Source organism: Parvibaculum sp. (assembly GCF_035511255.1).
GTDB lineage: Bacteria > Pseudomonadota > Alphaproteobacteria > Parvibaculales > Parvibaculaceae > Parvibaculum.
In genome coordinates this window covers 1-19,265 of the sequence record NZ_DATKFR010000018.1, presented here as the reverse complement: position 1 = coordinate 19,265, position 19,265 = coordinate 1, and the positions used below count along the sequence as shown (strand labels likewise).

Annotated in this window: 22 protein-coding genes; 11 read left to right on the top strand and 11 right to left on the bottom strand. The window is 64.6% G+C overall.

Features of this window, described 5'->3' with window-relative positions; genetic code table 11:
• On the bottom strand, window positions 1–1,313 hold a 1,313-nt coding region (locus tag VMR03_RS00685; protein WP_325401261.1), incomplete at its 3' end, for a hemolysin family protein.
• A gap of 153 nt (window positions 1,314–1,466) precedes the next feature.
• Here VMR03_RS00685 and VMR03_RS00680 point away from each other — a divergent pair.
• Window positions 1,467–1,997: a GNAT family acetyltransferase gene (locus VMR03_RS00680; protein ID WP_325401259.1), complete on the top strand. Its 531-nt coding sequence runs from the start codon at window positions 1,467–1,469 to the stop codon at window positions 1,995–1,997.
• Between the two features lie 64 nt (window positions 1,998–2,061).
• Here the strand turns inward: VMR03_RS00680 and VMR03_RS00675 are convergent, their stop codons facing one another.
• On the bottom strand, window positions 2,062–2,781 hold the full coding sequence (locus VMR03_RS00675) for an SDR family NAD(P)-dependent oxidoreductase (protein WP_325401257.1): 720 nt from the start codon (window positions 2,779–2,781) through the stop codon (window positions 2,062–2,064).
• A 234-nt stretch (window positions 2,782–3,015) separates the two neighbouring features.
• Between VMR03_RS00675 and VMR03_RS00670 the strand changes: the two genes are divergently transcribed.
• Window positions 3,016–3,642, top strand: coding sequence for a helix-turn-helix domain-containing protein (locus tag VMR03_RS00670; RefSeq protein ID WP_325401255.1), 627 nt, complete (start codon window positions 3,016–3,018; stop codon window positions 3,640–3,642).
• Between the two features lie 91 nt (window positions 3,643–3,733).
• Here the strand turns inward: VMR03_RS00670 and VMR03_RS00665 are convergent, their stop codons facing one another.
• Window positions 3,734–4,480 carry an SOS response-associated peptidase gene (locus VMR03_RS00665; protein ID WP_325401253.1) on the bottom strand — a complete coding sequence of 249 codons (747 nt, stop codon included), beginning with the start codon at window positions 4,478–4,480 and terminating at the stop codon, window positions 3,734–3,736.
• Between the two features lie 85 nt (window positions 4,481–4,565).
• Between VMR03_RS00665 and VMR03_RS00660 the strand changes: the two genes are divergently transcribed.
• From VMR03_RS00660 to VMR03_RS00640, 5 genes are all read left to right on the top strand, one after another.
• On the top strand, window positions 4,566–5,045 hold the full coding sequence (locus tag VMR03_RS00660; protein ID WP_325401251.1) for a Fur family transcriptional regulator: 480 nt from the start codon (window positions 4,566–4,568) through the stop codon (window positions 5,043–5,045).
• 73 nt (window positions 5,046–5,118) lie between these two features.
• Complete coding sequence (locus VMR03_RS00655; protein ID WP_325401249.1) at window positions 5,119–5,457, top strand: hypothetical protein; 339 nt, start codon at window positions 5,119–5,121, stop codon at window positions 5,455–5,457.
• Window positions 5,458–5,516: 59 nt separating this feature from the next.
• Window positions 5,517–6,299, top strand: a complete 783-nt coding sequence (locus VMR03_RS00650) for an SDR family NAD(P)-dependent oxidoreductase (RefSeq protein WP_325401247.1) — start codon at window positions 5,517–5,519, stop codon at window positions 6,297–6,299.
• A 10-nt stretch (window positions 6,300–6,309) separates the two neighbouring features.
• Complete coding sequence (locus VMR03_RS00645) at window positions 6,310–6,813, top strand: MarR family winged helix-turn-helix transcriptional regulator (protein WP_325401245.1); 504 nt, start codon at window positions 6,310–6,312, stop codon at window positions 6,811–6,813.
• Window positions 6,814–6,925: 112 nt separating this feature from the next.
• On the top strand, window positions 6,926–8,098 hold the full coding sequence (locus VMR03_RS00640) for an acyltransferase (RefSeq protein WP_325401243.1): 1,173 nt from the start codon (window positions 6,926–6,928) through the stop codon (window positions 8,096–8,098).
• 44 nt (window positions 8,099–8,142) lie between these two features.
• Here the strand turns inward: VMR03_RS00640 and VMR03_RS00635 are convergent, their stop codons facing one another.
• Both VMR03_RS00635 and VMR03_RS00630 read right to left on the bottom strand, forming a co-directional pair.
• Window positions 8,143–8,415, bottom strand: coding sequence for a DUF86 domain-containing protein (locus VMR03_RS00635; protein ID WP_325401241.1), 273 nt, complete (start codon window positions 8,413–8,415; stop codon window positions 8,143–8,145).
• A 28-nt stretch (window positions 8,416–8,443) separates the two neighbouring features.
• The gene (locus VMR03_RS00630; RefSeq protein WP_325401239.1) at window positions 8,444–8,926 is read right to left on the bottom strand and encodes a nucleotidyltransferase domain-containing protein; all 483 of its coding nucleotides are present in this window, start codon (window positions 8,924–8,926) and stop codon (window positions 8,444–8,446) included.
• Window positions 8,927–9,091: 165 nt separating this feature from the next.
• Here VMR03_RS00630 and VMR03_RS00625 point away from each other — a divergent pair, with 165 nt between their 5' ends.
• On the top strand, window positions 9,092–10,057 hold the full coding sequence (locus VMR03_RS00625) for a nitronate monooxygenase family protein (RefSeq protein ID WP_325401237.1): 966 nt from the start codon (window positions 9,092–9,094) through the stop codon (window positions 10,055–10,057).
• A gap of 84 nt (window positions 10,058–10,141) precedes the next feature.
• Entirely contained in the window at window positions 10,142–10,561 is a 420-nt protein-coding gene (locus VMR03_RS00620) for a TIGR02301 family protein (protein ID WP_325401235.1), read from the top strand.
• On the opposite strand, the gene VMR03_RS00615 is transcribed toward VMR03_RS00620, so the two are convergent.
• The gene (locus VMR03_RS00615) at window positions 10,562–11,575 is read right to left on the bottom strand and encodes an acyltransferase (RefSeq protein ID WP_325401233.1); all 1,014 of its coding nucleotides are present in this window, start codon (window positions 11,573–11,575) and stop codon (window positions 10,562–10,564) included.
• Between the two features lie 259 nt (window positions 11,576–11,834).
• Between VMR03_RS00615 and VMR03_RS00610 the strand changes: the two genes are divergently transcribed.
• Entirely contained in the window at window positions 11,835–12,131 is a 297-nt protein-coding gene (locus VMR03_RS00610) for a hypothetical protein (protein ID WP_325401231.1), read from the top strand.
• A gap of 15 nt (window positions 12,132–12,146) precedes the next feature.
• Here the strand turns inward: VMR03_RS00610 and VMR03_RS00605 are convergent, their stop codons facing one another.
• Genes VMR03_RS00605 through VMR03_RS00590 form a run of 4 tightly spaced genes read right to left on the bottom strand, consistent with a single transcriptional unit; the run spans window position 12,147 to window position 17,277 of the window.
• On the bottom strand, window positions 12,147–13,691 hold the full coding sequence (locus VMR03_RS00605; protein ID WP_325401265.1) for an acetolactate synthase large subunit: 1,545 nt from the start codon (window positions 13,689–13,691) through the stop codon (window positions 12,147–12,149).
• A gap of 54 nt (window positions 13,692–13,745) precedes the next feature.
• Window positions 13,746–14,387, bottom strand: a complete 642-nt coding sequence (locus VMR03_RS00600) for a LysE family translocator (RefSeq protein WP_325401229.1) — start codon at window positions 14,385–14,387, stop codon at window positions 13,746–13,748.
• 22 nt (window positions 14,388–14,409) lie between these two features.
• Complete coding sequence (locus VMR03_RS00595) at window positions 14,410–16,260, bottom strand: AMP-binding protein (RefSeq protein ID WP_325401227.1); 1,851 nt, start codon at window positions 16,258–16,260, stop codon at window positions 14,410–14,412.
• Between the two features lie 24 nt (window positions 16,261–16,284).
• Window positions 16,285–17,277 (bottom strand): MDR family oxidoreductase, encoded by a 993-nt coding sequence (locus tag VMR03_RS00590; protein ID WP_325401225.1) that lies wholly within the window; start codon window positions 17,275–17,277, stop codon window positions 16,285–16,287.
• A gap of 317 nt (window positions 17,278–17,594) precedes the next feature.
• Between VMR03_RS00590 and VMR03_RS00585 the strand changes: the two genes are divergently transcribed.
• A complete protein-coding gene (locus VMR03_RS00585; RefSeq protein WP_414693136.1) occupies window positions 17,595–17,867 on the top strand; it encodes an usg protein in 273 nt (90 codons plus the stop codon).
• Between the two features lie 126 nt (window positions 17,868–17,993).
• On the opposite strand, the gene VMR03_RS00580 is transcribed toward VMR03_RS00585, so the two are convergent.
• Window positions 17,994–19,265 (bottom strand): dihydroorotase (locus VMR03_RS00580; RefSeq protein ID WP_325401223.1); only part of this gene is annotated, 1,272 nt, incomplete at its 5' end.

Below are 19,265 nucleotides of genomic sequence, written 5' to 3'. Positions count from 1 at the left end.
CCGATCGGCAGGTTTTGCGCCGGCACGATCATCACCTTGTCGATGCGCGGTCCGTCCATGTCGACGATCTCGAAGCGATAGCCGCTCCAGCCGAAATAATCGCCCTCGCGCGGCAGACGCCCGAACCAGTTGAACATGACGCCGGCAAGCGTATTCACTTCCGCCTGCTCGTCGCCCGGCAGCTTCGTCAGGCTGAGGAGCCGCCGCACCTCGTCGACCGAGACGACGCCGTCGACGATGTAGGAGCCGTCCTCCCGCGTGACGACGGAAGGATTCGAATCCGCCGCGTGACTGGCGATATCGCCGATCATCGCAAAGAAGATTTCGGCCATGCTGATCGTGCCGACCACGTCGCCATATTCGTCGATGACGAAAGCCATGAACATGTTGTCGGACTGGAGGATGCTCAGCGCCTTCAGCACCGACGTCGTGCGCGGAATATAGAGCGGCGGCGACATTTTCCGCATCAGCTCTTCATTGCTGCGCGGCGTGAGATAGAGATCCTCGAGCCGGATCATGCCGAGCGGCTCGCCGCTCGCGCCGCGCCGGATCGGATAGCGCATCTTCTGTTCGGAACGGATCAGCGCGAGATTCTCCTCGACCGTGAAATCCGTATCGAGCCAGACCATCTGCACGCGCGGCGTCATGATCTCGGTGACGCGCGTGTCGCCGAGCCGGAAGACGCGGTTGACGATGTCGCGCTCGACACCTTCGATCGCGCCGGCGGCGGCGCCTTCCTCGACCAGATGCTTGATTTCTTCTTCCGTGACCTTCGGCACGGTCTGGCCGGTGATGCCGTAGAGCTTCAGCACCGCCTCCGTCGACCACGACAGAAGATCGACCGCCGGGCTCAAAACCCGCGCCAGCGCCGTCATCGGCCGGGCGATGGTCGCGGCGATCGCCTCCGGGTTCGCCAGTGCCAGGCGCTTGGGGACCAACTCGCCCAGAATGAGCGACAGATAAGTGATGACGACGACGACGAGCGCGAGGCTCATCGATTCGGCATAGGCGCCGATCCAGGGCAAGGGCGCGATCGCCTCCGCCAGCGGCTCCGACAGAGTCGCGCCGCCGAAGGCGCCGCTGAAGACACCGACCAGCGTGATGCCGATCTGCTGGGCCGAGAGGAACCGCCCGGGCTCGGCATGGAGGGCGAGCGCGGCCTCGTAGCCCGCCGTCGAGCCCTCCGTGCGCTTGCGCGCGCCGAGCAGCGCCTGCAGCCGCTGCCGCCGCGCGGACACGATCGCCATTTCCGCGAGCGAGAAATACCCGTTCAGCAGAATCATGACGAGCAGAATGACGATATTGGAAAACATCTTGTCCCCAGGGACCTCGGCCGAATTCCATTATATAGGCACCGGGGCGTTTCGCGCGAATATCCGTTAAACCCACGCTCGATATGTGGAATTGGTCAGCGTCAGGTGCCGGTGTGTGCTAGCTTTCCATGCTTTCCCAGCCTGGAGAGCCTCATGAGCGGTACAAGGAACGACCCGGCGAGCGGGGACATCGCGTCCTCCGCCGACATCGAATCAATTTCCGACAATCCCGTCCGTCCGGTCCGGGTCCGCATCGCGGAGGATTCCGACGTCCCCGCCCTTGTCCATCTATGGGACGCCTGCGGCCTGATCCGCCCCTGGAACGACGCGCCGACGGATATCGCCTTCGCCCGACGGGGGCCGAATTCGGCGGTGCTCGTCGCGGAAGGCAGCGACGGCATCGCCGCCGCCGTGTTGGTGGGGCATGACGGCCATCGCGGCGCGGTCTACTACGTCTCCGCCGATCCCGCCCGTCGAGGGGAAGGCCTCGGCCGCCTCATCATGGACGCCGCCGAAGCCTGGCTTATCGCGCGCGGTATCTGGAAGCTGAACCTCCTCGTCCGCAAATCGAACCTCGGCGTCATCGGCTTCTACAAATCCATCGGCTATGACGAGGACGAAACCGTCGCCCTGTCGAAGCGCCTGCAGCCGATGCCGCATGTCGATCCGGACGCACCGCATTGACACTCGGAATCACCCGTCCCGCGGATCGTCATGGGCTTCGGTTTCATCTGGAGGACGCGGCGCGTCACATCCTGGACACCATGCGCTTGATGGCGTTCGGCGCGATCCGCAAGAGTAGCGGGAGTTGCTTCGTCGCACCCGGCAGAGCCATCGGTCGACGGAGCGCCAGCGCCTTGAGAGTGACCGCCGCCACCTCGGAGGGCGGCATCTTTTTTCCCGTGAGGTTCGCATTCATCGGCGTATCAACCGTGGGCGGAAGCAGTTCGAGGACATGCGTTCCGCGGGGTGCGAGCTGCCGGCGCAGCCCTTCGGCAAAGCCGTGCAACCCCGCCTTCGCGGCGCCATAGGTCGGCGCCCGGGTCGGAGAAACCAGCGCAAAGCCCGAGGTCACAAACACGATGGCCGCCATCGTCGGCCAGCGATTCAGCGCCTCGCCCGTCAGTTGAATGGGCGCGATCAGATTGAGCGCGACTTCCTGCTCGATATCCCGCATGGCATCGGAACCGTTGGCGAAGTTTCGCTCGATGAAGGCGCCGGCATTATTCACCAGCACGTCGAGCCGGCCGAACCGTTCGGCGACGGCGTTCAGCATGGTGGTTCTCGCCTCGCCGCTGGTAACGTCGGCCTGAATGGCCAATGCTTGCGGATGCGCGCGGGAGAAGCGATCGAGCGCAATCTCCGACCGCCCGCAGACCGCGACATCCGAACCCTGATTGAGAAAAGCCTCGGCAAGAGCGAGCCCAATGCCCGATGTGCCGCCGGTGATGAGGACAACCTGTTTCATAGCGCCGCCCTATTTTTCGTTCGCGAAGGAAACGATTTGCTTCAGCTGCTTCTGCGTATTGCAATCGTCCGCATCTTGCGGCTTGTCGATGGACAGCAAGTCATTCACCCCCCACGGGATCGTTCCGGGGACCCGTTGTCAGCAAAGCCTCGACGCGATATCAACCATCAACCGGAGCGGTGTTCCAATTTATATGGAGCACTGCTCCGCTTATCAAGTAGAATGTCGGGATAAATGGCGGGCGCGAATTCAAAGGACCAATCTGCAAAGGCTCGTCGGCCCGAGGCTGCGGCCGATACGGTCGAGACGCGGCCATTGCGCGCCGACGCAAAACGCAACATCGACACCCTGATGAAGGCCGCGAGGGAGGTCTTCGCAAGTTCGGGCGTCGATGCGCCCGTGCGCGAGATCGCCGACCGGGCCGGCGTCGGCATGGGCACGCTTTACCGCCATTTCCCCCAACGCGCCGACCTGATCACCGCCGTTCTGCACAGCGAAATGGACGCCTGCTCGGAGGCCGCCGCGCCCCTCGCGGCCGAGCACCCTCCCTTCGAAGCGCTGGCGGCCTGGATGCAGCGCTATGCGGACCTCATCGGAACCAAGCGCGGCCTCGCCAAGGCGCTGAATTCGGGAGACCCGGTATTCGAAGGTCTGCTTACGCGTTTCGAGGAGCGTCTTCGCCCCGCCGCCCGACCGCTTTTTGCTTCCGCAATCGCCGCCGGTGAGATCGCTGCGGACACCGATGCCGACGAAATCCTGTGTGCGGTCTCCAGCCTGTGTATGTCTGCTTACGACGCGAAGCCCGGACATGCCCAGCGCATGGTCGCTCTTTTCATCGACGGATTACGCAAGCTCCGCTAGGGCCGCGCCTCCTCATCGAGTGGCCGAGCGCGTTACCAAACGGAAAAGGCCCTTCCTGATTGTTCCTGTACGGACTTTATGCACGGCGACCTCAGAACAAGTCCGCTTGCCGATCGTCCATCGGCTTCTGTTTTCTGGGGGCAGCGGCGGTGCGCGCCTCGACGACCGGCAGGCGCACATGCGTCTCGGCCACGAGCCCCGGGTGATCATTCGCAACGCGGTTGACGGCGTCGCTCACCGGCACGGCTTCGAGAAGATCGTCGGGCGCGGGTTTCATCAACGCCGCCAGTTCCTTTGCCGTCGCCGCCGGATCGAGCCAGCGGTCCCAGTCCGCCTCGTCGAGGATGACCGGCATGCGATGGTGAATGTCGCGAAGCGTCGCGTTCGCTTCCGTGGTCACCACGGCGCAACTCTCGATCTCGCTGCCGTTGGGCGACATCCAGTTGTCCCAGATCGCCGCCATCGCGAAGGGCTTTCCATCGCGGCGCCTGATGTAATAGGGCTGCTTCGGACCCTTCGGCATCGCCTTCCATTCGTAGAAGCCATCCGCCGGCATCAGGCAGCGGCGATGCCGGAACGCGCCGCGAAAGGAAGGCTTCTCGGCGATCGTCTCGGCGCGCGCATTGATGAGAAGCGATTGCGGCTCCTCCTTGACCCAGGAGGGCACGAGCCCCCAACGCACCAGCGCGAAATGCCGCTTCCCGCTCTCGAGCCGGATGATCGGCACGGGCTGCGTCGGCGCGACATTGTAGCGCGCCGGGAAATTCGGCTGCTCCACAAAGGCAAAGAGCTCCCGCATGGCTTGCGGGGGCGTGGTGATGGCATAGCGTCCGCACATAGGCGGAGCTTAGTGGGCGAGGCGCGATTCGTATCCCTTCCCGCCCCTCGCGACAGGCGGATTGTTATGTTGTATCATCGCCGGCATGACAGACCGCCATATCGACGTCCACAAGGCGCATGACCACGAGGCCTGCATCGACACGGCGCTGGCGCGGGCCCGGGCGCTGTGCGACGACCGCGACGTGCAGCTCACGCCCATCCGCGAAAAGGTGCTGGCCATCGTCTGGAAATCTCACAAGCCGGTCGGCGCCTATCAGGTCCTCGACGAACTTTCGCGCAGCCACAAGGCGGCGCGCCCGCCGACCGTCTATCGAGCCCTCGATTTCCTGATCGCCGAGGGGCTCATCCACAAGATCGAATCCCTCAACGCCTATCTCGGCTGCGGCGAGGCCGGCGTCGCGCATACGAGCCAGTTCCTGATCTGCCGCGTCTGCGGCACGGCCGAGGAAATCGTCGATCCGAAGCTCGACCAGGCGCTCGATGCGGCGGCCAAACGCGCCCGCTTCACCGTCGAACGCAAAGTGGTCGAGATTGCCGGTCTTTGCGGCCGCTGCGCGGGCTGACGCAGGCCCCGCCTTCGGCTAGGATCGCTCGTCATTTTACTCGTCCCTTGCTCCGATCCCGTCAGGATCCCTTATGACCATGCGCCTCGCGGCCGTCGCCGCCCTGCTCTTCGCCTCCTCCCTCCCGATCGCTGCCCTTGCCGATCCTCACGCGGTCGGAACGCGCTCCGGACCCTTCGTCGCCACCGAGCGTTCGCTCACCGATCTCGCAAAGGACGGCTACGAAATTCGCGGCAATCTCGGCACGGCGCTCGTGCTGCAGAAGGGGGCGTCGATCTTCTCCTGCATGATTCCGCCGGACCCCGAGCATCTGAGCTACCGGCCATATTTCGTCTGCTCGGAACTGCGGGAGGACCCGCGCGAGGGGACGCCCGCCCCTGCGAAAAAGGGCCTCGCGCCCGGAAGTCGTTGAGCGCGAGCGGCTCCGAGGGCATAAACGCCCTATAAGAAATTCAAATCAGGGAGAGACCCATGGCTTACAAACCCTTCGATCTCACGGGCAAGGTCGCGCTCGTCACCGGCGGCAATGGCGGCATCGGCCTCGGCATGGCCGACGCCATTGCCCAGGCCGGCGGCGCCGTTGCCATCTGGGGCACCAATGACGAGAAGACCGCCAAGGCCGCCGAAAAGCTGAAGGCGCATGGCGGCAAGGTCTATACGCGGAAAGTGAACGTCGCCAACGAGCAGGAAGTGATCGACGGCATCGACGCCACCGTCGCCGAACTCGGCCGCATCGACAGCGTCTTCGCCAATGCCGGCGTCGGTTTCGGCGCGCCCTCCTTCGTCGGCATGACGACGGAAATCTACAGGAAGACGCTCGCCGTCAATCTCGACGGCGTCTTCTGGACGCTGCGCGAAGCTTCGCGCCACATGGTCGAGCGCGCGAAGACGGGGGACACGGGCGGCTCGCTCGTCGGCGTCGCGAGCCTCGCGGCGATCGAGGGTGCCGCCCGCAATCAGGCCTATGCGGCGACCAAGGGCGCGGTCATTTCGATGATCAAATCCTGCGCCGTCGAATTCGCCCGCTACGGCGTTCGCGCCAACGCGATCCTGCCGGGCTGGATCGCCACCGACATGACGGCCGGCGCGCAGGCGAACAAGGCCTTCGCCGAAAAAGTGATCCCGCGCGTCCCCGCCCGCCGCTGGGGCGAGCCGGAGGATTTCGGCGGCGTCGCGGTCTATCTCACCTCGAACGCCTCCTCCTATCATTCGGGCGATACCTTCGTCATCGACGGCGCTTACTCCATTTTCTGACGGACCGGATATGACCGACACGGATCATGAGGGCGAAGCAGGCGGGACGGACAGCGTCGACCGCCGGCTCATCCTCATGGCCCGCACCGTCGTCGTGCTCTTTCGCGAATTCGAGACCATCGCCCGCGAACTCGACATCACCATTCCGCAATATCGCTTTCTGCTGTTCCTGAAGCGCGGACCGAAACGCGCCGGCGAACTCGCGGTCGAGGCCGCGATCCGGAAGCCCACCGCCTCCGGCCTCATCGCCGACATGGAAAAGCGCGGCCTCATCACCCGCGCGCCCGACAAGGACGACGGACGCAGCGTCAAACTGAAGCTGACGCAAAAGGGCTTGCGCAAGCACCGCGAATTCGAACTGGCCCTCGCCCGCTACCTCCCGTCCCTGCTCGACAAGGGCGACAGCGACCGCATGCTCGAGGCCTTCACCGAGCTCGCCTATATCATCGACGCGCGGCGTGGCGACGCGCCGGCCGACGCCGTCATGCAATTCGCCGAAGACGCGGACGACTGACGTCCGCGAAACCAGGCGAAACGGCCTTCCTCTCCTTCCACCGCAAGAGGTCACAAACCCGGCGCGGGCATTCGCATAAACTCGCCGGCGGATCGCAAGCAAGCGAGGTGGAATGGCCGGGCGCAGCGAAGCTCATATCGCCGGAACGCACATAAATTGTCTGGACGGCTTGCGCGGCATCGCGGCGCTCTGGGTGCTCGTCGGGCACGCGATGCTGCTTTCGGGATGGTTCTTCCCGCTCGTCTCGCGCCCCGGCCTCGCCGTCGACCTCTTCATCCTGCTCTCCGGCTTCCTGATGCTCTTCCATTACGAGCTGCGCGAGAAGGCCGAGCCCTGGGACAAGTCCTCGACATGGGCGATCTTCTGGACGCGACGCTTCTTCCGCATCGCGCCGCTCTATTATCCGCTCCTCGCGCTCGCGCTGATCGCCGGTCCCTGGATCGGCGACGCCCGCGCCGACATCGCCGCGATCATGCAAGGCACCGCGACGCCGCCCGCGCGCTATGCCGATCGGGGGCTCGACAACATCGTCGCGCATCTCACCTTCGTCTTCGGCCAGATGCCGCATTATGCCTTCCGCACCGCGCTCCCCGACTGGAGCATCGGGCTCGAAATGAGCTTCTATGCCGCCTTCCCCTTCATCATGCTGCTGGTGAAACGCTTCACCCTGCCGCTGACGGCGCTCGCGCTCGCCGCCCTCTCGATCGCGATCCTGAAGCTGTTGCCGGAATACGTCGCCGCTTTCGAGCAGCCTGCTTTCCTGCCGATGAAGCTCAATGTCTTTCTCGCCGGCATGCTGATCGCCGGCGCGCGCACGCGACCAGATCGCCTCTGCCTCTTCATGGTCGCGCTCGCCATTCTGCTGAGCATGGGGCCGATCCGGACCGAGCCCGTCGAGCATATTACACGCGCCGCCATGGCCGCGGGCTTCGCCTTCCTCGTGCACGGCCCCCGCTTCCTGGGCGTGAGCGGTGCCGCGAAATGGACCGACGATTTTCTGGGCCGCGCCGTCTTCCGCCGCCTGGGCGATCTTTCCTACGGCGTCTACCTCATCCACCTTTTGGTGCTGATCCCGGCGGTCGCCCAGCTCGCCGGAACGGGCCTTCGCGGCTTTCCGCTTTTTCTCGCCAGCGCCGCACTGACCGTCGCCACCGCCTATCCCGTCGCATGGCTCGGCTTCGCGTTCATCGAACAACCGGGCATCGCGCTGGGAAAACGCCTGTTGCGCCGCTCCCGCACGCGCGTGAGGCGGGCGCCGCTCGACGTCGCCAACCCTTCCGACTGAGGCAGAGAATGATCAAAGACCGAGTTCCGCCCGGCATGCCGCTTTCAACAGGGGCAGATGTTTGGTGACCGCCGTCCAGACGCGATCTGACAGGACAAGGTCGTAGTCGTGGCGAAGCTTGGAGCCGAAATCGCGCAGCTTAGCTTGGCGAACTCGACCTCGGGGTATTTGGCGTCATATCTGTCGCCGATCTTCCGGGCGGCCTCACAAATTCTTTCAAGACAACGCTCGACGGCGTCATTGGCCCGCATGTCGTCGGCAAAGTCATCGTAGCTCATGCCGGCGACATGAGACTCGATGCGGGCGATCTGGGTCATGATGTCGTCGAGCCGTCTTTCCGGTCTGTCAGAAGACATGGACCTGGTCTCCCTCGACCTTTGCGAGCATCGCCGACTTCATGCTCTTACGCTCGACGACATCGACATCGCACCCGAGCAAATCCTGAGCAAAGCCCGCAATGCCGGCGAGATCGAAAATATCGAAATCCTTTTGCGGATCGATTTCGACGACGAGATCGACATCGCTGTCCGGCCCGTCCTCCATGCGCGCGACGGAACCGAAGACGGCGAGATGAAGAACGCCCATAGCCTCGAGTTTCGGCCGGACCGCGTGAAGCTGGCGAAGAACAGGCGCGAGCCGGCTGCCCTGCCCCAGTGCACGTCTGATCGCCGCCACGCTCGCCTTCAGCGGCACGCCCTTTCCCGCCTCGAAATTGACGAGCGTCGCCCGCGAAATGCCGGCGCGCCTGGCCACCTCCTCCTGCGTCAGATCGAGGGCGGCGCGGGCGGCGCGGCAGGCCGCGGGTGTGAAACCGGCATGGATATTCATGGCCGCAAAATATCAAATATCTTACTAAAAGTCAAATATTTGACTTCTCGGCCCGACACATCGCCCTCTTGCATCCCCCTCCTCCCCGGGTTATTTAGTTAGGCAACCGAACTAATCGGGCCGCCAGAGCCCGGAAGCCATCAGGAAGCACCAGGAAGGGCCACCATGACCATCCGCACTCCCCTTTGCGATCTCTTGGGCATCAAGTATCCGATCATGCTGGCGGGCATGGGCGGCGTGTCCTACGCGGAGCTCGCCGCGGCCGTGTCCAATGCCGGCGGCTTCGGCACGCTCGGCATGGCCGGGCTCCAGCCGGAAGAAATCCGCCTGCAGATGAAGAAGGTGAAGGATCTGACCGACAAGCCCTTCGGCGTGGACCTGCTCGCGGCGGTGCCGGAATCGCTCGAGCGCACTGCTGACATCATGATCGAGGAAGGTGCGACCGCCTTCATCTCCGGCCTCGGCGTGCCGACGAACATTCTGGAAAAGCTGCACAAGGCGGGCATGAAGGTGATGAACGTCTGCGGCACGGTGAAACATGCGGTAGCGGGCGAGAAGGCCGGCCTCGACGCCGTCATCGCGCAGGGAACGGAAGGCGGCGGTCATACGGGCAAGGTCGCGGGCATGGCGCTCATTCCCCAGGTCGTCGATGCGGTGAAGACGATCCCGGTCGTGGCCGCCGGCTCGATCGTCGACGGGCGCGGCCTTGCCGCCGCGCTCGCCTTCGGCGCGCAGGGCGTGTGGATGGGCACGCGCTTCATCGCCGCGAAGGAGAGCCATGCGGGCGACATGTACCGGCAGGTGATCGTGGAGGCGAAGGACACGGACACCATCGTCACCCGCTGCTATTCCGGCAAGACGATGCGCGTCTTCAACAATCCCTACGTGCAGGATTGGGAGAGCCGCCCGCAGGACATCCAGCCCTTCCCGCAGCAGGCGATCGTTTCGACCAAGGCGAATGTGATGGGCGGCATCGGCGGCCAGATCGAAGGCCTCGAACGCGACCGGAGCTGCTTTGCCATGGGCCAGGGCGCCGGCGGCATTCACGAAGTGCTTTCGGCGAAGGACATCGTCGAAAACACGATGGCCGAAGCCGAGGAAGTCCTCGCCCGCCTGCGCACATACGCCTGAAGGGGCACGCTCTCCGGCGCGGCTCCTGCAAGGGTCTCATCCCGCCCTTTCGACCTGGCGGGATGACCCCATGGGCGGAGCGCAATGGCACAATTTCTGTGCGGATTCGAGACGGCTCGGCTGCCGGTCCGGCAATCGCTGGCGGCGGCTACGGTCGCGCTTGCGCTCCTGACTTCCAGCCCCCTCCGTGCCGATCCCTCTGGCGACGGACTCGCCCGCCTTGCCGAAATCCTCGGCGCGGCCCACCATCTGCGCGGCATTTGCGGTACCAACGAGGGCGCGCTCTGGCGCGACAAGATGATCGAGATGCTGGACGCAATGGCCCCGGACCCCGTCCGGCGTCAGGTGCTGATCGCGCATTTCAACGAGGCCTATCACCGCGCCGGCAGGCAATATCCTCGCTGCACATCGGCGGCCGCGACGGAAATCAACACCCTCTTCGATGAAGGCCGCATCCTCGCCGCTCGCCTCGCCGGAACCGACCGGAGCGCGGCGGCGTTTTGATCAACCGGTAACGCTCATATTCGCCGCAAGTACCGGCGCGGAGCGAACACGTGCCTTCCTTCGGACGTCACGTCTGAATTTGTTCACCGGTGCTTCGACAGCCGCATAGCCGACCCAGCCCCCGGCCACGGACAGAGCGATCGCGAGAAGTGTATACAGCCAGTCGCCATGATGATGGATGAACAGGGTGACGAAAATAAAATGGCTGAGATAGCACCCGTAGGACATATTGCCGAGCGCATCGTCCCATCCCCGGCGTTTTAGGTGTGTGGCGACGGCGACGATCGCAAACCCGCACACGCCGCCGACGAATAGATCGATATTGTAAGTGTTCGGCGCAAAAAAACGGCCGGACACCAACGCCACGACAAAATCGGCAGCGAGCATGGCAAATAGCGCCGTTCCCATTTTCACGTCGCGCCGATAGAGAACATGCCCCATCAGGAAAAACACCATCGGGCCCGGAAGCATAAAATAGCTGAAATAGGGGGCAGCGATAACGCCCGCCATTGCCGCGCCAAGCCCCATCGTCGACAACCAGAGAATGCACCATGCGGTACGTCGTGAACGGACGATCAAGGGCAGCGAGAGATAAAGCAGCAATTCGACGCTTAGCGACCACGCTTGCGGGATGACGAGCGCGTTCTCGAGCGCAGGAATGAATGTCGCAAAACCGAGGGGAAGCACCGTCAGATTCCCGACCACCGAAAGGATATTCTGTTCACCCGACTGGAACAGCGGATGACGATAGCCCAGCACGATGCCGACCGTCGCGGCGGTTAACCAAAAATAATACTGCGGTGCGAGACGCAGCAGACGATCTTTGAAAAACCTGATTGTATCGCGCCGAGTATGGGAAAACTCCTTGGCTACGAGGCCGCTCATGACGTAGCCGGAAATGATGTAAAAGCACACCACGGCGGCCACTCCCAAATGAAGCGCGCCGTATGCTCCCACCCCCATGTGAAAAATCACGACGAATATAGCCAAGCCCAGGCGCAATGTGCCGAGCATGTCTCCCCCTCCCCCTCCCAAGCTCAAGCGACTCTTTCCCGTAAGCCACCCCTTGTCAATCGACCAGGGCGCAGCGGCCTTGCAAACTACCCCCGATGGTACCGGAACCGCCGTTAACCTCTCTTTCACGAGACACGCGACTTTCTACGGAAATGTGTTACAAAGGCCCAAATGGGCGGTTTGGGTACTTGACGGGCAGTTTCGCTTCGTTGCCACGCCGACAGCGCTCCTCGAAGGGGCGCGAAGACCAGAGGGCGCGATGGCCGAAGATTACCCGAGTGACGCGATGTTCAATCTCAACGACGAAGAAGGGCTGGACCCTTCCGCACCCAACGAGAGCGAACAGCGCCGCATGGCCCTCCAGAACATCCTGGATGCCTGGGACGAAGCCCTCGCCGAAGGCGTCTCCTCCGACATCCTCGCGACCACCGCGATCTTTGCGGCGCTCTCCGACATGGTCGAGGCCTATGGCGAGGAAGCCGTGGCCGAAATGGCCACCGGCCTCGCCGATCGCGTGCGCCAGGGCGAGTTCACGCTCAACCGCGTGATGAACTGACCCTCGGTCTTTTCCCTAGAGCATCACCTCGATGACGCGCGGGCCCTTCGCCTTGATGGCGCTCGCATAGGCGTCGGCGAATTCCTCCGCCGTCTCGACGCGCGTGGCCTCGACGCCCATGCCCTGCCCGAGATGCACCCAGTTCAGTTCCGGATTGTGCAGGTCAAGCATCGAGAGCGCCTTCGGTCCCGGATTGCCGGCGCCGACGCGGGCGAGTTCGATATTGAGGATCGCATAGGAGCGGTTGGCGAAGATGACGTTGACGACGTCGAGCTTCTCGCGCGCCTGCGTCCACAGCGCCTGCAACGTGTACATCGCGCCGCCATCGCCATGAAGGCAGACCACCTTGCGGTCAGGGCACGCGACCGCCGCGCCTGTCGCCAGCGGCAGCCCCTGACCGATCGCGCCGCCGGTGAGCGACAGATGATCGTGAACGGGCGCCGTCGCGGTCGCGATCTGCGATCCGATGCCGGAGGTCGCGGCTTCGTCGGAGATGACTGCGCCCTCGGGAAGGAAATGCGCGATGATCTGGCCGGCGCTGAACTGGTCGAGCTTGCCCTTCGGCAGATCGCCCTTCTTCAATTCGGCGACATGAATGGGATCTTTCGGCGCACCGAGCGCATCGGCCAGCGCCTCGAGCGCGGCGATGCCGTCTTCATGCGCCTGCGCGAGATAATGAATATTCGCGCTTTCGGGCGTGCACCAGCTCGGCTTGCCCGGATAGGCAAAGAAAGAGACCGGCGGCTTGGCGCAGACGAGGATCAACTCTTCGACGTCCTTGAAGGTGTCGACGATCTGCTCGGCGAAATAGGGAATGCGTTCGACGGCGACGATGCCCGCGCCGCGTTCGAGCCGGGGCGCAAACGTGTCGCAGAGAATGCGCGCGCCCGTCTTCGCCGCGATGCGGCCCGCCGCATGAAGGCCGCGCTTCCGAAGCGCGAGGCCTCGAATGATGATCGCCGACTTGCGGCCCGACTTCAGCGCCTTCGCAACCCGGTCAACCATGTCGCCCGCGACCGGCTGCGGCTCCATCACGGGGAGCGCCGGCGCGGGGCCGTCGGCGTCGTTCCAGGCGGTGTCCGCGGGCAGGATCAGCGTCGCGATCTGGCCGGGGGCGACACGCGCCGCCTGCACCGCGCGCGCGCCGTCGGCGGCGACCGTCTTCGCGCTCGGGCTCGAATGCACCCAGCCGGAAACCGGCCGCGCGAAGCCCGGAATGTCGGAGGCGAGCGGCGCGTCATATTGCGCATGATAGGTCGCGTGATCGCCGACAATGTTGACGAGTGGCGTCTGTGCGCGCCGCGCATTGTGGAGATTGGCAAGACCGTTCGCGAGGCCGGGCCCGAGGTGAAGCAGCGTCGCCGCCGGCTTGTCCGCCATGCGGCCATAGCCGTCCGCCATGCCGGTGACAGCGCCTTCGAAGAGGCCGAGGATCGCGCGCATGCCGTCGACCTTGTCGAGCGCCGCGACGAAATGCATTTCCGATGTGCCGGGATTGGTGAAGCAGACCTCGACGCCGGAAGCGACAAGCGTCCTTACCAGGCTCTCCGCGCCGTTCATGTTGGTCATCCTCATCTCCCGAATTTTGTTGTTGGAAATCTGGCGGCCGGCAATCTATCGGAAAAAAAGATAGACCACACGTACAAGAACCACGATGCCGAAGGCGACGATGAGCCCCCCCGACACGCGGTTGACAATCTCGAGCAGTCGGTCGTTCATGCGCCCCCGGAAAAGGCTCACGAAACTGGAAAGACCCGCCCACCAGAACGCCGAGCCGAGCATGACGGAGCCGACCAGCGTCGCGGCATGGCCGTAGCTCTGCCCCTCATGCGTCAGACCCGCGACCCCGCCGAAGATCGCGATGAAGCCGAGCATGGTAGCGGGGTTCGTGATGGTCAGGGCGAAAGTGCCGGCGAAAACCTTCACCAACACGCCGGACGTATTCTCCGGCGGTGCCTCGTGGATATGCGGATGCGCGAGAAAAGTCCGCGCGCCGAGCACGAGCAGGAAGATGCCCCCGAGGAATTGCAGCACCTCAGAGAACTGCAGCACGACGTCCATCGCCGCCGTCAGGCCGAAAGCGGCGATGGACGCGAAGACGCCGTCGCCCACGGCGGCGCCGAGGCCCGAAATGAAGCCCGTGATATTGCCGAAGCGCAGCGTGCGCCGGATGACGATCAGATTGACGGGACCAATGGGAGCGGCGACCGCCACCCCGATCGCCGCACCGCTCGCCACAAGCCCGAAATCCACCATCGAACGCGATCCGTCTTCCCCGTCACACGACCACGACGTCGTTGCCGGCCGGATCCGCGTAAAGCTTCTCCACCAGCGCCGCGCGGCGGCCAAGGGAGACAGACTGATTGATATACCCCTTGTCGGTCAATTCGCCCGCATCGACGCTGGGCGGCTCGACCATCAGCAGCGCCCGCTGGATGCGCGTGCTCGAGCCGGGATTGTCCTTGTTGTGGGCGCGCAGACCCTCAGCGAGCCGTTCCAGCACGGCAGGATGTCGCACCAGATCCTCAGGCCCGAGCTCCGGTTCGCCGGCCGCCGCGCGGCAGGCACCGAGATTGGGGAAGCCGAGAATGCCGATATAGTCGCGGTCGAGCCCCGCCACCAGCGCGTCGTTGAGAAGCCCGTTGGTGAAGGCGAGCGCATCGACGCGCAGCTTGCCGGCGCTGACCCATGTGCCCGTCGAGAGCTTGAAGTCCTCCGCCGTGCGGCCGTCGAAGACGAGGCCTTCTTCCGGATGATCCGGATCGACGAAGCGCGCGCCGTCGCCGAGACGGTAGAAACCTTCCTCGTCATAGGCGTCGCGCGTTTTCTCCGGGTTCTTGTGATAGCCCGGCGTGATGCAGGCGCCGCGTGCCCGCACTTCCATCTTCTGCCCGACCGGCGCAAGCTTGATTTCGACGCCGGGCAGCGGCAAGCCGATAAGGCCCATGCGCTCGGTCGCCCAATGCACGTTCATGATGGTGGGCGCGGTCTCGGTCGCGCCATAGCCCGACGAGAAGACGATGCGCTCGCCGGTGATGCGGATCGCCACCTGCTGCACGCGCTCGTAGAGATCCTGGCTGAGCGCCGCGCCGCCATAGGCGAGCGACTTCAGCCGCGAGAAGAAATGCCGCGCCAGCGCGTCGTCCTTCTCGAGTTCCTCGACCAGCATCGCAAAGCCCGCCGGCACGCTCGAGAAATTCGTCGGCGCGATTTCGCGCAGGTTCTGCACCGTCTCGGCAAAGCCGTTCGGCACCGGACGCCCGCCGTCGATGTAAAGCGTGCCGCCCGCCACCGTCAGATTGTTGAGGATCGCATTGGCCCCGAAGCAATGGTTCCAGGGCAGCCAGTTGAGCAGCACCGGCGGCTCTTCGTTCTCGTCGGCGCGCGTCACGCTTTTCGGCATCACCGAATTCACGCACATCATGCGTGCCGTCATGATGACGGCCTTGGGCATGCCGGTCGAGCCCGAGGTCAGCATGTATTTCGCGATCATGTCGTCGTTGAGCCGCGCATAGGCGGCCTCGACCGCGTCGCCGGGCGTCGTCGCGAGAAGATCGGCAAAGCGCGTCCCATGCGATCCGTCGACCGAGACGAGTTCGATGCCGCCGAGATCGAGCGAGCCGAGCGCGCGCTCGAAGGGCGCGCCGGCCTGCATGAAGATCATCTTCGGCTCGATCAGCTCGAAGACATATTTGAGCTTGTCGAAAGCCGAGCTCATCGTGCTGTAGGAGGGCGACACGGGCGCGACCGGCACGCCGGCGAGCATCGCGCCATAAGTGATGAGCGCGTGCTCGATCGAATTGCCCGACAGGATCATCAAGGGCGTCGCCTGGCCGAGGCCGCGGTCGAGAAGCGCCTGCGCGATGGCGGCGATCTTGCGCTCGGCATCCCTGTAGGTCAGCAGCTCCCATTCGCCGAAGCCTTCTTTCGCCGGCCGGCGCATGCCGAGCCAGATGCGGTCCGGCGCTTCCACCGACCAGCGGCGGAACGGCGCAATCATATTCTCCGGCACGTCGCGCAGCGGATGCGGATTGCGGAGCACGATCGAGCCGTCGGGCCGATGCTCGACCTCGACCTTGCGTTCGACATAGTTCGGCTCGCGGAACGGCGGCTTCGACGTCATGTCCATCGTCAACTCTCCTCCCCCAACATCTTATGCATTCACGTCGATGACGACGCGGCCGCGCACCTTGCCCTCGACGATGTCCGCGCCGAGCCGCGGCACGTCTTTCAGCGTCGCGCGCACCGTCATCGCGTCGAGCTTGCCGAGATCGAGATCGCGCGTGAGCCGCGCCCAGGCCTTCTCCCTCTTCGCCTTCGGCGCCATCACGCTGTCGACGCCGCTGAGCGTGACGCCCCGCAGAATGAAGGGCGCGACCGAGCCCGGCAGATCCATGCCCTGCGCAAGGCCGCAGGCGGCGACCGCGCCGCCATACTTCGTCATCGAAAGCACGTTGGCGAGCGTGTGACTGCCCACCGCGTCGACGGCGCCCGCCCAGCGCTCCTTGCTGAGCGGTCGCGCCGGACCCGAGAGTTCGTTGCGGTCGATGATGTCGGACGCGCCGAGGCTCTTGAGGTAGTCGGCTTCGGACGCACGGCCCGTCGAGGCGATGACGCGGTAGCCGAGCTTTGCGAGAAGCGCGATCGCGACGGAACCGACGCCACCGGCCGCACCCGTCACCAGCACGTCGCCCTTGTCCGGCGTCACGCCCTCATGTTCGAGCGCAAGCACGCAAAGCATCGCCGTATAACCCGCCGTGCCGATCGCCATCGCATGCGCGTTCGAGATCGCGTCCGGCAACTTCACCAGCCAGTCGCCCTTGACGCGCGCCTTCTGCGCATAGCCGCCATTGTGGCTTTCGCCGACGCCCCAGCCGTTCAGCACCACGCGGTCGCCCGGCTTGAAATCCTTGTGAGAGGAGCTCTCGACCCGGCCGGCGAAATCGATGCCCGGGATCAGCGGCCAGACGCGCACGACCGGCGCCTTGCCGGTCAGCGCCAGCCCGTCCTTGTAATTGACCGTCGAATAATCCACCGCGACCGTGACGTCGCCCTCCATCAGGTCGCCGAGACCGATATCGACGAAGTCGGCCTTCTGGCCGGCATCGGATTTGGACAGACGGATGGCGTGAAATGTCCCGGACATGAGGGCTTCCCTGTGTTTTTGCGGCGAGGAGGGCTTCTTGCGGCCTTTGAATTGGCAACAAACGAACCCAAATCGGCGCCCCGGTCAAGACAGGCCTTTCCCGCTGCATGTGCATGTTTAGACGGGCGCCGCGAAGGATGAGCAGCAGTCGGCCCGGCTGAGTGCCAGTCTTTCGGCCACACAACGGAAAAATTGCAGATTGGCGAAGGCTCGATCGTCGACGCGCGGACTTGTCGTTCGTTAGGATTCCATCATCGGCACATGGGCCGAACGAGTCGGTTCATGCGTCCGTCGTTTGGACAGCAGAGGATACCGACGTGGCGACAGGTTCAGAGTTCCAGAAGATGCTCGACGGCTACCGTCTCGTGACCGCCGAGATTCTCTACCGCATGCCGGACCACCCCGGCCTTTTCCAGACCTATATCTGGCAGGAGTACGACCTCGCGCCGCGTTATCCGACGCTGACGAAGTTCCTCGACTTCTGGGAGAAAAACCTCGAAGGCCCGCTCCACTCGGTCCGCATCGCGACGAAGCGGATCATCAGCCCGGCAGAATTTCCGTACACGGATTACGAGGTGGTATTGCACTGAGGCATGTCGTCGATCCATTTTCCGATGTCACCCCGGGCTTGTCCCGGGGCCCAGGGGCCACACACTCAGCACGCGGCGCCCCTGGATCCCGGCACAAGGCCGGGATGACGGGTCATGGACGGTTGCCTACCCCCTCGGCAGCGCCTCCAGAAACGCGATCGGCTCACCGGTCGCGGCGCCGATCAGCTCGTCGTTCCACATCGCGCGCCGGCCGCGCACGACCGTACCGATGGGCCAGCCCGTTACCGTCTTGCCGTCGTAAGGCGTCCAGCCGCATTTGCTGGCAATCCAACCGTTGGTGATCGTCCGCTTCGCCTTCATGTCGACGATGGTGAGGTCGGCGTCGTAGCCGACCGCGATGCGGCCCTTGCGCGCCATGCCGAAGATGCGCTGAGGCCCATGCGACGTCAGATCGACGAAGCGCTGCAGCGTCAGACGGCCCGCATTCACATGGTCGAGCATGATCGGCACCAGCGTCTGCACGCCCGGCATGCCCGAGGGGCACTTCGGATAGGTCTCGGCCTTTTCCTCGCGCGTATGCGGCGCGTGGTCGGAGCCGAGCACGTCGACGACACCGGCGGCAAGCCCTGCCCACAGCCCGTCGCGATGATGCGCGTCGCGGATCGGCGGGTTCATTACCGCATAGGAGCCGAGCTCGCGGTAGCAGTCGGGCGCCGCCAGCGTCAGATGCTGCGGCGTCACCTCGACGGTAGCGATGTCCTTCGCCGCGGCGAGGATCGGAATCTCGTCCGCCGTCGAGACATGGAGCACATGGATGCGCTTGCCCGCCTCGCGCGCGAGCCGGAGAAGCCGCGTCGTGCAGAGAACCGCTGCCTCCGCGTCGCGCCAGACCGGATGCGTCTCGACCTTGCCGGTCTCGGCGAGCGGCCGGCGCTCGCGCAGACGGAATTCGTCTTCGGAGTGGACCGCCGCGCGGCGGCTGATCGCGCCGAGCACACGCGCCACGTCCTCGTCGGTCGCCACCAGCAGCGTGCCGGTCGACGAGCCCATGAAGATCTTGATGCCGCAACAGCCTGGCGTCCGCTCGATTTCGGCGAGCAGATCGACATTCTCGGTCGTCGCGCCGCCATAGAAGGCGAAGTCGCAATACATGCGATGCCGCGCGCGCCTGACCTTGTCGGTCAATGCGTCGGGCGTCGTCGTCGGCGGCTTGGTGTTCGGCATCTCGAAGACCGATGTGACGCCGCCCAGCGCCGCCGCGCGGCCGCCCGACTCGAGGTCTTCCTTGTGCTCGTTGCCGGGCTCGCGCAGATGCACCTGGCTGTCGACGACGCCGGGCAGCACATGGAGCCCTGTCACGTCGACCGTCTCGCCGGCGCTCGCGCGGGCAAGATCGCCGATGGCGGCGATGCGCCCGTCCTTCACCGCGACGTCGCC

Coding starts and splice junctions, on each gene's coding strand:
- VMR03_RS00680 (WP_325401259.1), top strand. CDS start 1,467: ATGAGCGGTACAAGGAACGACCCGGCGAGCGGGGACATCGCGTCCTCC.
- VMR03_RS00650 (WP_325401247.1), top strand. CDS start 5,517: ATGGCTTACAAACCCTTCGATCTCACGGGCAAGGTCGCGCTCGTCACC.
- VMR03_RS00590 (WP_325401225.1), bottom strand. CDS start 17,277: ATGTCCGGGACATTTCACGCCATCCGTCTGTCCAAATCCGATGCCGGC.
- VMR03_RS00620 (WP_325401235.1), top strand. CDS start 10,142: ATGGCACAATTTCTGTGCGGATTCGAGACGGCTCGGCTGCCGGTCCGG.
- VMR03_RS00615 (WP_325401233.1), bottom strand. CDS start 11,575: ATGCTCGGCACATTGCGCCTGGGCTTGGCTATATTCGTCGTGATTTTT.
- VMR03_RS00670 (WP_325401255.1), top strand. CDS start 3,016: ATGGCGGGCGCGAATTCAAAGGACCAATCTGCAAAGGCTCGTCGGCCC.
- VMR03_RS00655 (WP_325401249.1), top strand. CDS start 5,119: ATGACCATGCGCCTCGCGGCCGTCGCCGCCCTGCTCTTCGCCTCCTCC.
- VMR03_RS00645 (WP_325401245.1), top strand. CDS start 6,310: ATGACCGACACGGATCATGAGGGCGAAGCAGGCGGGACGGACAGCGTC.
- VMR03_RS00610 (WP_325401231.1), top strand. CDS start 11,835: ATGGCCGAAGATTACCCGAGTGACGCGATGTTCAATCTCAACGACGAA.
- VMR03_RS00630 (WP_325401239.1), bottom strand. CDS start 8,926: ATGAATATCCATGCCGGTTTCACACCCGCGGCCTGCCGCGCCGCCCGC.
- VMR03_RS00635 (WP_325401241.1), bottom strand. CDS start 8,415: ATGACCCAGATCGCCCGCATCGAGTCTCATGTCGCCGGCATGAGCTAC.
- VMR03_RS00605 (WP_325401265.1), bottom strand. CDS start 13,691: ATGAACGGCGCGGAGAGCCTGGTAAGGACGCTTGTCGCTTCCGGCGTC.
- VMR03_RS00600 (WP_325401229.1), bottom strand. CDS start 14,387: ATGGTGGATTTCGGGCTTGTGGCGAGCGGTGCGGCGATCGGGGTGGCG.
- VMR03_RS00625 (WP_325401237.1), top strand. CDS start 9,092: ATGACCATCCGCACTCCCCTTTGCGATCTCTTGGGCATCAAGTATCCG.
- VMR03_RS00660 (WP_325401251.1), top strand. CDS start 4,566: ATGACAGACCGCCATATCGACGTCCACAAGGCGCATGACCACGAGGCC.
- VMR03_RS00640 (WP_325401243.1), top strand. CDS start 6,926: ATGGCCGGGCGCAGCGAAGCTCATATCGCCGGAACGCACATAAATTGT.
- VMR03_RS00595 (WP_325401227.1), bottom strand. CDS start 16,260: ATGGACATGACGTCGAAGCCGCCGTTCCGCGAGCCGAACTATGTCGAA.
- VMR03_RS00675 (WP_325401257.1), bottom strand. CDS start 2,781: ATGAAACAGGTTGTCCTCATCACCGGCGGCACATCGGGCATTGGGCTC.
- VMR03_RS00665 (WP_325401253.1), bottom strand. CDS start 4,480: ATGTGCGGACGCTATGCCATCACCACGCCCCCGCAAGCCATGCGGGAG.